The organism is Amycolatopsis rubida (assembly GCF_900115345.1).
Lineage (GTDB): Bacteria > Actinomycetota > Actinomycetes > Mycobacteriales > Pseudonocardiaceae > Amycolatopsis > Amycolatopsis rubida.
Map to the genome: position 1 here is coordinate 140,008 of NZ_FOWC01000016.1, position 11,970 is coordinate 151,977.

The 11,970-nt window shown below is 71.0% G+C and carries 13 protein-coding genes; 7 read left to right on the plus strand and 6 right to left on the minus strand.

Annotated elements, in window-relative coordinates:
• Window positions 1–69 precede the first annotated feature (69 nt).
• Entirely contained in the window at window positions 70–1,239 is a 1,170-nt protein-coding gene (locus BM362_RS38780; protein ID WP_067594176.1) for a Cmx/CmrA family chloramphenicol efflux MFS transporter, read from the plus strand.
• A gap of 50 nt (window positions 1,240–1,289) precedes the next feature.
• Here BM362_RS38780 and fabI read toward each other — a convergent pair whose 3' ends face one another.
• The gene (fabI, locus tag BM362_RS38785) at window positions 1,290–2,057 is read right to left on the minus strand and encodes an enoyl-ACP reductase FabI (RefSeq protein ID WP_067594359.1); all 768 of its coding nucleotides are present in this window, start codon (window positions 2,055–2,057) and stop codon (window positions 1,290–1,292) included.
• Window positions 2,058–2,096: 39 nt separating this feature from the next.
• Window positions 2,097–2,801: a beta-ketoacyl-ACP reductase gene (fabG, locus tag BM362_RS38790; protein WP_067594179.1), complete on the minus strand. Its 705-nt coding sequence runs from the start codon at window positions 2,799–2,801 to the stop codon at window positions 2,097–2,099.
• Window positions 2,802–2,968: 167 nt separating this feature from the next.
• Here fabG and BM362_RS38795 point away from each other — a divergent pair, with 167 nt between their 5' ends.
• Genes BM362_RS38795 through BM362_RS38820 form a run of 6 tightly spaced genes read left to right on the plus strand, consistent with a single transcriptional unit; the run spans window position 2,969 to window position 8,213 of the window.
• Window positions 2,969–4,291 carry an MFS transporter gene (locus BM362_RS38795; RefSeq protein ID WP_093576528.1) on the plus strand — a complete coding sequence of 441 codons (1,323 nt, stop codon included), beginning with the start codon at window positions 2,969–2,971 and terminating at the stop codon, window positions 4,289–4,291.
• Window positions 4,292–4,305: 14 nt separating this feature from the next.
• Window positions 4,306–4,971 (plus strand): response regulator transcription factor, encoded by a 666-nt coding sequence (locus tag BM362_RS38800; RefSeq protein WP_067594189.1) that lies wholly within the window; start codon window positions 4,306–4,308, stop codon window positions 4,969–4,971.
• Window positions 4,972–4,974: 3 nt separating this feature from the next.
• Window positions 4,975–6,363, plus strand: coding sequence for a sensor histidine kinase (locus BM362_RS38805; RefSeq protein WP_067594192.1), 1,389 nt, complete (start codon window positions 4,975–4,977; stop codon window positions 6,361–6,363).
• Entirely contained in the window at window positions 6,360–7,301 is a 942-nt protein-coding gene (locus BM362_RS38810; protein ID WP_093576529.1) for a TAXI family TRAP transporter solute-binding subunit, read from the plus strand. The genes BM362_RS38805 and BM362_RS38810 overlap by 4 nt, the downstream gene beginning before the upstream one ends.
• A gap of 16 nt (window positions 7,302–7,317) precedes the next feature.
• A complete protein-coding gene (locus tag BM362_RS38815; protein WP_093576530.1) occupies window positions 7,318–7,743 on the plus strand; it encodes an acyl-CoA thioesterase in 426 nt (141 codons plus the stop codon).
• Between the two features lie 8 nt (window positions 7,744–7,751).
• The gene (locus BM362_RS38820; protein WP_067594197.1) at window positions 7,752–8,213 is read left to right on the plus strand and encodes a tRNA (cytidine(34)-2'-O)-methyltransferase; all 462 of its coding nucleotides are present in this window, start codon (window positions 7,752–7,754) and stop codon (window positions 8,211–8,213) included.
• Between the two features lie 4 nt (window positions 8,214–8,217).
• On the opposite strand, the gene BM362_RS38825 is transcribed toward BM362_RS38820, so the two are convergent.
• The 4 genes from BM362_RS38825 to mobA form a co-directional block, all read right to left on the minus strand.
• Window positions 8,218–9,198 carry a VWA domain-containing protein gene (locus BM362_RS38825; protein ID WP_093576531.1) on the minus strand — a complete coding sequence of 327 codons (981 nt, stop codon included), beginning with the start codon at window positions 9,196–9,198 and terminating at the stop codon, window positions 8,218–8,220.
• Window positions 9,199–9,247: 49 nt separating this feature from the next.
• Window positions 9,248–10,129, minus strand: a complete 882-nt coding sequence (locus BM362_RS38830; RefSeq protein ID WP_232792023.1) for a DUF58 domain-containing protein — start codon at window positions 10,127–10,129, stop codon at window positions 9,248–9,250.
• Between the two features lie 76 nt (window positions 10,130–10,205).
• Complete coding sequence (locus tag BM362_RS38835) at window positions 10,206–11,270, minus strand: AAA family ATPase (RefSeq protein ID WP_067594212.1); 1,065 nt, start codon at window positions 11,268–11,270, stop codon at window positions 10,206–10,208.
• A 112-nt stretch (window positions 11,271–11,382) separates the two neighbouring features.
• A complete protein-coding gene (gene mobA / locus BM362_RS38840) occupies window positions 11,383–11,937 on the minus strand; it encodes a molybdenum cofactor guanylyltransferase (protein ID WP_067594216.1) in 555 nt (184 codons plus the stop codon).
• Window positions 11,938–11,970: the final 33 nt, after the last annotated feature.

Genomic DNA, 11,970 nt, shown 5'->3' on the forward strand with positions numbered 1-11,970 from the left:
ACCCCCCGACGCCACCCTCACCCGTCCCCACCCTCATTCTGTACTACCAGTTCCAGAAAGAGAGACCCCGTGCCCCCAGCCGTCTTCGTGCTCGGCCTCAGCATCTTCGCACTGGGCACCTCCGAGTTCATGATCACCGGCCTCCTCCCCGGAATGGCCACTGACCTCGGCGTAACCGTCCCCGACGCAGGCCTGCTGATCTCCGCCTTCGCCGCGGGCATGGTCGTCGGCGCCCCCTTGCTGGCAGTCGGCACGATCCGCCTCCCCCGGCGAACCACCCTGCTGGGACTCCTAGCCGTCTTCAGCACCGCACACGTCCTCGGCGCAATCTCCGGCGGCTACGCCCTCCTCTTCGCCACCCGTATCATCAGCGCGGTCGCCTGCGCCGGTTTCTGGGCCGTAGCCGCCGCGACCACGGTCAACCTCGTCCCGGAAGCCCGGCGTGGGCAAGCACTCGCGGTACTGGTCGGCGGACTCACAGTCGCAAATGTCGTAGGCGTCCCCGCAGGCACACTGCTCGGGCAGCACGCAGGCTGGCGCAGCGCCTTCTGGGCCGTGGCCGCGCTGACCGTCATCGCCGCCATCGCCGTCCTGCTGTCGGTCCCCCGCGCCACCAAGGAAACCCAAGCGCCACGGATCGCCGAAGAACTAAGGGTATTCCGCCGCAGCCGGCTATGGCTCGCACTAGGTGTGATCGCGCTGCTGCAGGCAATGGTGTTCGCGACATTCAGCTACCTAGCTCCCCTGCTCGTCTCCGTAGCAGGATTGCCCGAATCCGCCGTGCCGGTGGTGCTGGCGCTCTTCGGCGGCGGCGCGGTAATCGGGATCTACGCTGGCGGCAAGCTAGCTGACAAGCACCCGTTCGCGACGCTTTACGGCAGCCTAGGCATCGCCCTAGCCGCTCTCGTCGCGCTCGCCTTCGCAACCAACCCCGTCGTAGCAGTGACCGCCGTACTCGTCCTCGGCGCCGCTGGATTCGCGGCGAACCCGGCCCTCAATGTGCGCGCGTACGCCGCAGCGGGCGGCACCTCAACCCTCGTCGGCGCGAGCACGACCTCCGCATTCAATGTCGGAAACACCGCGGGCCCCTGGCTGGGCGGCACGACGATCAGCGCCGGGATGGGCTTCTCCAGCGTGGCGTGGGTAAGCGTCGCACTCGGAGCGCTCGCGCTGGCCGCCCTCACCTTCGCGCTGCGCCTGCACCAGCGCGACATCGCGCCGAACCCAGTGGCCGTCTAAAAGAGAACGGCCCCGCGGGAGCATTCCCGCGGGGCCGTTCCACACCAAGCTCAGATGCCGAGCGCGTGCACGCCGCCGTCGACCATGATCATCGAACCGGTGGTGGCGGGCAGCCAGTCGGACAGCACGGCGCACACCGTCTTGGCGGTCGGCTCCGGGTCCGCGGAGTCCCAGCCGAGCGGCGCGCGGTCGCCCCAGCCGGCTTCGAGTTCGCCGAAGCCGGGGATGGACTTCGCGGCCATCGTCTTCATCGGGCCTGCGCTGACCAGGTTGACCCGGATGCCCTGCGGGCCCAGTTCCTTGGCCAGGTAGCGGTTCACCGACTCCAGCGCGGCCTTCGCGACGCCCATCCAGTTGTAGACCGGCCACGCGACACGCGCGTCGAAGTCCATGCCGACGATCGAGGCGCCGCGGCCGAGCAGCGGCAGCGTCGCGACGGCGAGCGCCTTGAACGAGAACGCCGAGACGTCCACCGCGACCTTCACGTCGTCGCTGGGGGCGTCCAGGAACGGCGCGCCGAGGCAGCTCTGCGGCGCGAAGCCGATCGAGTGCAGCACGCCGTCGAGGCCGTCGACGTGCTCGCGGACGCGGTCGGCGAGCGAGTCGAGGTGCTCCTGGTTGGTGACGTCCAGTTCCAGCACCGGGGCGGGCTCGGGCAGCCGCTTGGCGATGCGCTCCACCAGCGACAGCCGTCCGAAACCGGTGAGCACGACCTTCGCGCCCTCCTGCTGGGCGATGCGGGCCGCGTGGAACGCCAGCGAGGCGTCGGTGATGACGCCGGTGATCAGCAGCCGCTTGCCTTCGAGCAATCCGGGCAACACGTCCTCCAGGTCGTGGATGGTTCTTCTCGGGAAAGGTCAGTGGCCGAGGCCGAGGCCGCCGTCGACGGGCAGCACCGCGCCGTTGACGTAGCCCGCCTCGTCCGAGGACAGGTACCGAACCGCGGCGGCGATCTCGGCCGGTTCGGCGTAGCGGCCGGACGGGACGTTGGCGAGGATCTCCTTGCGCCGGTCCTCGCTCAGCGCGTCGGTCATGTCGGTGTGCACGAAACCGGGCGCGACCACGTTGGCGGTGATGTTGCGCGAGCCCAGCTCCCGTGCGAGCGAACGCGCGAAGCCGACCAGTCCCGCCTTCGAGGCGGCGTAGTTCGCCTGCCCGGCCGAGCCGGAGAGGCCCACCACGGACGAGATGAACACGAACCGGCCCCAGCGGGCGCGCAGCATGCCGCGCGAGGCCCGCTTGGCGACGCGGAACGCCCCGGTGAGGTTCGCGTTCAGCACGCGCTCGAACTGCTCTTCCGACATCCGCATGAGCAGGGTGTCGTCGGTGAGCCCGGCGTTGGACACCAGGACCTCCACCGGTCCCTGCTGCTCCTCCACGAGCTTGAACGCCGTGTCCACCTGCTCGGCGTCGGTGACGTCGGCCCGCACGCCGAAAAGCCCCTCCGGCGCGCCGGACCCGCGGTGCGTCACCGCGACCCGGTGGCCCTGCTCCGCGAGGTCGCGGGCGATCGCCAGCCCGATGCCCCGGTTGCCGCCGGTGACCAAGACCGACCGTCCCACTGCGTTCTCCTCGTCGTCTTCGCGGTTGCGCCCGCCTGAGGCTATCGGCTGCGCTGACCGGCGGCGCACCCGGCACTCCCGTCCTAAGCGACGGTAAGGAACCGCGCCTCGACCTTGCTGGTTACTGCCCGGTTGGTCACCGTGAGTCGCGACACAGGAGGTCAAGGATGACTACCCGGATCCAGGACGCCGGCTCGGCGCGGGACGAGCGGCGCGTGGTCGGCAACGTGCTGCGCGGCTCGATCGGAAATCTCGTCGAGTGGTACGACTGGTACGCCTATTCGGCGTTCACCGTCTACTTCGCGAAGGCGTTCTTCCCCGGCGGCGATGCCACGGCGCAGTTCCTCAACACCGCCGCGGTGTTCGCGGTCGGATTCCTCATGCGGCCGCTCGGCGGCTGGCTGCTCGGCCGGTTCGCCGACCGCTACGGCCGCCGTTCCGCGCTCGTGCTGTCGGTTTCGATGATGGCGTGCGGTTCGCTGCTCATCGCGGTGACGCCGGGCTACTCGGCGATCGGCATCGCGGCACCGATCCTGCTGGTGTTTTCCCGGCTGCTGCAAGGGCTTTCGGTCGGCGGCGAGTACTCCACCTCGGCGACGTACCTGTCCGAGGTGGCCACTCCCGGCAAGCGCGGGTTCTACTCCAGCTTCCAGTACGTGACGCTCGTCGGCGGGCAGCTGCTCGCGCTGGGGCTGCAGCTGATCCTGCAGAGCGTGCTCACCGACAAGCAGATGGGCGACTGGGGCTGGCGGATCGCGTTCGTCGTCGGCGCGCTCGCGGCGGTGATCGTGATGGCGCTGCGGCGGTCGATGGACGAGTCCGAGAGCTACCAGCGGGTCACCGAAGGGGCCGAGACCGGCAAGGGCGAGCGCGGCACGCTGCGCCAGCTCGTGAAGTACCCGCGGGAGATCCTGCTCGTCGTCGGCCTGACGCTCGGCGGCACGGTCGCGTTCTACACCTACGCCACCTACACGCAGAAGTTCCTGGAGAACACCGCGCACATCCCCCGGCGCACAGTCACCGTGATCATGTTCGTCGCGCTGCTGATCTTCGCGATTTTGCAGCCGCTGGCCGGACGGCTCTCGGACCGGATCGGCCGGCGGAAGCTGCTGATGTTCTTCGGCGTCGCGGGAACCTTGCTGACGGTGCCGATCATGACCCTGATGGCACGCACCAGCCAGCCGTTCCTCGCCTTCCTGCTGCTGCTCGGCGCGCTGGTGATCGTGACCGGCTACACCTCGATCAACGCGATCGTGAAGGCCGAGCTGTTCCCGACGCGGATCCGCGCGATCGGCGTCGGCCTGCCCTACGCGCTCACCGTCGCGATCTTCGGCGGGACGGCCGAGCTGATCGCCCAGGCGCTGAAGAAGGCAGGTCACGAATCGCTCTTCTTCTGGTACGTCGCGGGTTGCGTCCTCGTGTCGCTCGTCGTGTACGCGACAATGCGGGAAACTTCGCGTTCGTCCGCCCTCGAACGCGGCGAGGACTGATCGGGAGGACGGCCGTGCGCGTGCTGCTCGTGGAGGACGACATCGGGGTCGCCCGGGCACTCGCCGAAACGCTGCAGGCGCACGGCCATTCCGTCACCGCGGTCGGCCGCGGCTCGGACGCCCTCACCCGGCACCGGGACTCGGACCTGCTGCTTCTCGACCTCGGCCTGCCGGATCTCGACGGGCTGGACGTGCTGCGCAAGATCCGCCAGGTGTCTCCGGTGCCGGTCATCGTGCTGACCGCGCGCGACGACGAGCGTTCGGTCGTGCGCGCGCTGCGCTTCGGCGCGGACGACTACCTGGCGAAACCGGTGCGGATGGCGGAGTTGCTGGCCCGGATGGACGCGGTGGCGCGGCGGGCGGGCGGCTCCGCCCCCGCGCCGAAGGACCCGGTGGTGCAGATCGAGGACGTCGAGATCGATCTGGGCGCGCGCCGGGTCGTGGTCGGCGGCCGCGACATCGGGCTGACCACGAAGGAATTCGCGGTGCTGGCAGTGCTCGCCGCGCGGCCCGGCACCGCGGTGAGCCGCCAGCAGCTGATGGACGAGGTGTGGGGCGACGCGTACCTCGCCGTTTCCCGCTCGCTCGACGTCCACATGACGCAGCTGCGCGCGAAACTCGACCGGCCCGGCCTGCTCACCACGATCCGCGGCTTCGGCTACCGGCTCGGCCGGAGCTGATCGGTGCGCACTCGCCTGCTGGCTGTCCTGGTCACCCTCGCGCTCGCCGTCGTGGCGGCGTTCGCGGTTCCGCTGCTGTCCGCGACCGCTGATCAGCGGACCCAGCAGCTGGTGATTTCGCGCAGCAGCGACGTCGACCGCTTCGTGGTGCTCGCGCAACAGGCCGTCGATTCCGGCGACGCGACCGCGTTGAACGCCGACGCGCGGCAGTATTCGTCGTTATACAGCGAAGGCGTGCTGATCGTCGACGCGCAGCGGCAGCCGCTGGTCGAGACCGGCGGCCTGACCGGCAGTGATCCCGGCGCGCGGACCGTCATCGAGGCGACGCTGCGGAACGAGCCGGAGGCGCCGGTCGAGCGGATCCGGCCGTGGTCGGACGACCCGGTGCTGTTCGCGCGCCCGGTCGGCACCGGGACGCGGGTGTCCGGCGTGGTCCTGCTGCGTGCTTCGGTGACCGCCGCGGCGTCGGACGTCGGAGCGGCGTGGAGCGCGATCGCGGCCGGGGCGATGGTGGTCGCGGCGCTGTTCGTGTTGCTCGCGGTCCTGCTGTCGCGGTGGATGGTGCGACCGCTGGTGGAGCTGGAAACCGGCGTGCTGGCGGTCGCGGGCGGACGCCGGGCGCAGGTGCCGGAACGGTCCGGGCCGCGCGAACTGCGGTCGCTCGCGGCGTCGGTGAACCGGATGTCCGACGCGGTGGTCGAATCGGCGAACCAGCAGCAGCGGCTCGTCGCGGACACCTCGCACCAGCTGCGGAACCCGATGGCCGCGCTCCGGCTGCGGCTCGACCTGCTCGGCACCGAAGTCCGGAACCGCCCGGCTTACGAGGCCACGGTGGCGGAAGTCGAACGCCTGGAACGGATTCTCGACGGCCTGCTCGCCCTGGCCACCGCGGAAAGCACCGCGACCCGGCTGGCCGCGCGCGCCGACGACGAGCCCGCTGATCTGGCGGCCGTCGTGGCGGAACGGGTCGACGCGTGGCGGTTGTCCGCCGACGAAGCCGGCGCGACCCTCGTGCCGTGCGAAGTGCATACTGAGCCGCTGCTGGTGCGCACGCCGGAAAGCGAACTGGCGCAGATTCTCGACGTCCTGCTGGACAACGCCGTCCACCACGCCGGTCAGGGAGCGACCATCACCGCCGCTTGGGAGTCCGCTCCGGACAGTGTCACGCTGATCGTCGCCGACGACGGCCCCGGTCTCCCGCCGGAGGACCTCGCCAGGGCCACCGAACGGTTCTGGCGCGCGGGCGGCGACGGCGCACCCCGCGGAACCGGTCTCGGACTGGCTATCGCCCGGGAGCAAACCCGTGCCCGGGGCGGGGTTCTGGAGCTGCGCGCGGTCGAACCGCACGGCCTGCAAGTCCGGATCACGCTGCCCGCGGCGGTGACGCCGTGACGGTCACCCGCCGCGCCGCGATCCTCGGCGGCCTCGCCCTGACACTCGCCGCCTGCGCCGACGCCTACCGCGGCCCGGACCGGAAGATCACCATCGCCTCCGGCGAATCCGGCGGCTTCTACCTGGCCTTCGCCGAAGTCCTGGCCGCCGAGCTGTCGCGCGCGGAACCGCGGCTGCACTGCAGTGCGCTCCCCACCGAGGCGAGCGTCGAGAACGTGCAACGCGTCCAGGACGGAACGGCCGACTTCGGCCTGGCGCTCGCCGACGTGGCGCAATCCGCGAGCACCGGCGGCCCGCCGTTCGGGAAACCCGTTCCGCTGCAAGCACTCGGCCGCGTCTACGAGAACTACCTCCAGCTGGTCGTCCGCGCCGAGGACCAGCTCACCGACCTGCGCTCACTGGCCGGACGCCCGATCTCGGTCGGCGCGAGCCGCTCCGGCGCCGCGCAATTGGGCGAACGGGTCTTCGCCGCGAGCGGCATCCCGGTCCAAGCCCAGCACCTGCCGCTGAACGACGCGGTCGCCGCCCTGCACGACCGCCGGATCGACGCGTTCCTCTGGTCCGGCGGCATCCCGACGCCCGCCCTCGCCGACCTCAACCGCACGGTGCCGCTCTCGCTCATCCCGCTGACGTCGGTGCTCCCCCAGCTGCGGAAGGCGTACGGGCCGCTGTACGAGCAGGTGCAGGTGCCCGCCGGGGCTTATCGCGGGGTTGGCGCGCTCGGCACGATCGGGGTGGCGAATCTGCTGGTCTGCTCGCCTAAACTGCCCTTCGACGTCGCCGCGGCGGTGGTCCGGGTGCTTGCGGGGCGTGCTGCCGAACTCGTGCCTGCGCAGGCGGTCGGGACGCAGTTCCTGGACGTGCGGACGCTCATCGGCACCCAGCCGGTGCCCCTGCATCGCGGCGCGGCCGACACCTACCGCGCACTCCACGGCTGATCGCTAGATTGGTCAGGTGACCGAACGCCGCCCTCTCGCCGAAATGCCCCTGCGCGTGCGCTACCACGAATGCGACGCCCAAGGCATCGTCTTCAACGCGCACTACCTGGCCTACGCGGACATGGCGGCGTTCGAGGTGGAAAGAGCGCTCTTCGGTTCGCACGACGCGCTGCTCGCCACCGGGGTCGACGTGGTGGTCGCCGAGTCGAACCTGCGGTATTTCGCGCCGTGCCGCTTCGACGACGAGCTGGTGGTCTCGGTGTATCTGGCGCACCTGGGCACCACGTCGATGCAGTTCGAGCTGGAGGTCCGCCGCGGCGACACGGTGACGACCGAGATCCGGCTGCGGTACGTGTTCGTCGACACCGAGAGCTACCGCAAAGCGGAACCGCCGCCGGAAGTGCGCGCGGCTTACGCGAAGTACCTTCCCGGGGCGGCGTGAGGCGTCCCGTGTTCCGAGTGTTGTTCTACCGCCCCGAAATCCCGCCCAACACCGGCAACGCGATCCGGCTGGCCGCGAACACCGGATGCGAGCTGCACCTGGTCGAACCGCTGGGGTTCACCTTGGAGGACAAGCAGCTCCGCCGCGCCGGGCTCGATTACCACGACCTCGCACGGGTCCACGTGCATGCCGATCTGGCCGCGGCGTGGGAGGCCTTGCTGCCGTCGAAGGTGTATGCGTTCAGTGCCGCGGCGACCCGGCTGTACGCGGATGTTTCCTACGCGCCAGGGGATGTGCTGATGTTCGGGCCGGAGTCGGCCGGGCTGCCGGACGAGGTTCAGCACGCGCCGGAGGTCACCGACCGGCTGCGGCTGCCGATGCTGCCCAACAACCGGTCGCTGAACCTGGCGAACACCGCCGCCATCGCCGTCTACGAGGGCTGGCGGCAGAACGGCTTCGCCGCGCCGTGAACGACTACGGCAGTCTCTGGCCGAACAGGAGCGCGGTGGCGGCTCCGGCCATGAGGATGATCGTCCCCAGCACCACCCACGGCTTGCTCGCGTCGGCGTTCTTCAGCTCGTACCCGATCTGCTCCCCCAGGTCGGCGTAGACGCGTTTCAGCTCGTCCGCGCTCGCCGCCTTGTAGAACTCTCCCCCGGACAGCCGGGCGATCTCGTGCAGGGATTCGTCGTCCACGCGGACGTCCTGCTGCTTGCCCTCGATGTCGACCGACCCGTGCTCGGTGCCGAACGAGATCGACGAGATCGGCATCTGGGCCTGCTTCGCCGCCTGCGCCGCGGTGTACGCGCCGCGCGGGGCGTACAGGTCCTCCGGCACCGTCTGCTTGCCGTCGCTCATCAGGACGATGCGCGCGGGCGGCGGACCGTCCGCGCCGCCGACCACCGCGGAGAAGCTCTGGATCGACTGCATCGCCGCGAAGATGCCCTCGCCGGTGGCGGTGGACTGGGCGAGCTTCAGGTTGTCGATCGCCTTCGACACACCCGCGCGGTCCGTCGTCGGGTTGACGAGCACGGTCGCGGTTCCGGCGAACGAGATCAGGCCCAGGTTGACACCCGGCGTCATGTTCTGCGCGAACTGTTTCGCCGCGTCCTGGGCCGCCTTCAGCCGCGTCGGGGCCACGTCGGTGGCTTCCATCGACAGCGACACGTCGATCACCAGCATGACCGTCGCCCGGTTGCGCGGCACCTTCTGCTCCGCCGTCGGGCCGGCCAGCGAGACCGTCAGGAACAGCAGCGACAGCACGATCAGCACCGCGGGCACGTGCCGGATCCAGCCCTGCGCCTTGGGCGCGACCTTCTCCAGCAGCTCGAGATTCGCGAACCGCATCACCCGGCGGCGCCGCTGCCGCTGCGCCAGCACGTACGCGGCCGCCACCGCGGCGACCGCGATCAGCAGCAGGAACCACCACGGCGAACTGAATCCGGCGAGGCTCATGCCGTCGCCTCCTTACGGGTTGCCCGGGCGGCGGTCGCGTGCCTCGTGCTCATGCGGCACCTCCCGACCAGCGGCGCTTGCGGGCGACCACGAACCGCACCATGTCCGCGATCCAGTCGGAATCGGTGCGCAGCACCAGATGCGCGGCCCCGGCCCGGCGCAGACCGGCCGCCACCGCCTGCCGGTGCGCGTTCGCCGCCGCGCCGAATTCCTTGCGCAGCAACGCTGAAGCGTGCACCTCGCGTTGCCGTCCGGTCTCCGGGTCGGCCAGCACGACGGTGCCGACATCCGGCAGATCCACGTCGCGCGGGTCCACGATCTCGATCGCGATCAGCTCGTGCCTGCCGCCGAGCGCGCGCAACGGACGCTCCCAGTCCAGCGGGCCGAGGAAGTCGGAGATCGCCACCGCCAGGCCTCGCCGCCGCGGCGGACGGCGCAGCTGCTCCAGCGCACCGGCGAAATCGCCGCGGACGCCCTCGGCGGCGCGAGGCGTCTCCGCCAGCCGCCGCACGAGACCGCGTGCGTGCGGAAGTCCGCCGCGCGCCGGGAGCCGGGTGGTGGCTTCGCCGTTCGACACGAGCGCGCCGATCCGGTTTCCGCCGCCGCCGGTCAGGTGCGCGACAGCCGCGGTCGCGCAGACGACCAGGTCCCGCTTCTCGCACAGCGCGGTGCCGAAGTCGAGGCTCGCCGACATGTCCGCGACCACCCACGTCTCCAGCTCGCGGTCCGCGACCGTCTCGCGGATGTGCGGCGTCGTCGTGCGCGCGGTGACCGCCCAGTCCATCCGGCGCACGTCGTCGCCGGGCTGGTACGGCCGCGCTTCGCCGGGCTCGGAACCCGGCCCTGGGACAAGGCCGAGATGGTTGCCCTGGAGCAGTCCGTCGAGGCGGCGGCGCACTTCGAGTTCGAGGGTGCGCAGTCCCGCTTCCATCCGGTCGCCGCGCAGGATCGGCGGGGCCCAGCCGGGCCGTCCGCCCGGTTCTTTCGAGGAGGTGCCTGCCACGCCGCTACCTGACGGGCGCGCCCGCCGGCACGGGGCCGGCGCCGCCCTGCGGCCGGGCCGAAACCTGCGGCAGCGGCACGGTCTGCAGCACGCGGGTGACGATGTGGTCTACCGGGACGCCGTCGGCCAGCGCGTCGTAGGACAGCACGAGCCGGTGCCGCAGCACGTCCGGAACGACGTCGACGACGTCCTGCGGGAGCACGTAGTCGCGGCCGCGCACGAGCGCCAGCGCCCGCGCCGCGGCGATGATGCCGAGGCTCGCGCGCGGCGACGCGCCATAGGACACCCAGCCCGCGACGTCGGACAGCCCGTGGTCGTTCGGGGTGCGCGTGGTGAGCACCAGCCGCACGACGTAGTCGACCAGCGCGTGGTGCACGAACACCTGCGACGCGACGCCCTGCAGCCGCACCAGCTCCGCCGGGCTCAGCACCTCGTTCGGCTCCGGGGGCGTGACGCCCATCCGGTAGATGATCTCGCGCTCCTCCTCGGCGGAGGGGTACTCGACCAGGATCTTGAACAGGAACCGGTCGCGCTGGGCTTCCGGCAGCGGGTACACGCCCTCGTTCTCGATCGGGTTCTGCGTGGCCAGCACGAGGAACGGATCGGGCATCGGGAAGGTCTTGCCGCCGATCGACACGTGCCGCTCGGCCATCACCTCCAGCATCGCCGACTGCACCTTCGCCGGGGCGCGGTTGATCTCGTCGGCGAGCACGAAGTTCGCGACGACCGGGCCCAGTTCGACGTCGAAGCGCTCGGCGCCCTGGCGGTAGATGCGCGTGCCGAGGATGTCGGCGGGCACCAGGTCGGGGGTGAACTGCACGCGGGAGAACGAACCGCCCACCACGCGCGCGAACGTCTCGACCGCCAGCGTCTTCGCGACCCCGGGCACGCCTTCGAGCAGCAGGTGCCCCTTCGCCAGCAGCCCGACGAGCATGCGCTCCACCAGCCGGTCCTGTCCGACGATGACGCGCTTCACCTCGAACACGGTGCGTTCCAGCAGCTGGGCGTCCCGCGCCGGGGTGCCGGGCTGCTGCCCGTTCGCTCCCTCGGCGAAGCCGGGCTCGGTCACTCTTCCTCCAGGGGTTTCCGCGTCTGCGTGCTCGCCCAAGACCCTAATGGGTCGAGAACTTCCCGCGACGGCAGCCAATCGCATCGCCGGTGTGACAGCTGTGAAGCCCCTGTCAGCGGTGCTTTTCCAGGTCCTCCGGCGTGTCGATGTCCTCGCTCTCGCCGGGTTCGGCGGCGACCTCGGCGATCCGCAACCCGGCGAGCGTCCGGCGCAGCGACGCGTTTTCCGGGTGCTCCGGCATCGCTGCGCGCAAGGCCGCGGCGTGCCAGGCGCTCACCAGCCATTGCCGCGCCCCTGCCGCGTCCACGAGCACGGCTCCGTCGGTGTTCTCCACAGTGGACCGCAGCCGGTCCACTGTGGAGCGCCGGATGCCGGGGAGATCAGCGGCGAGCAGCACGACGATTTCCGCGTCGACCGCCTCCAGTCCGGCGGCCAGCGCCGCGACCGGCCCCGCGCCGGGAAGGTCCTCGCGGGTCCAGACGACGGTGTCGTATCCCGGCCGCCGCGGCCCGCACACGACGACCGGCTCCGCCCCGGTCAGTGCCTCGACCGCCCGGCCCAGCAAGGAGATCCCGCCGACCCGCAGCTCCGGCTTGTCGACTCCGGACAGCCGGCGCGCGGACCCGCCGGCCAGCACGATCCCCGCGAACCGGGGGCGGTGAGTCATGGCTCCAGGGTGCCCGGTGCGGAAAGCCCGGCG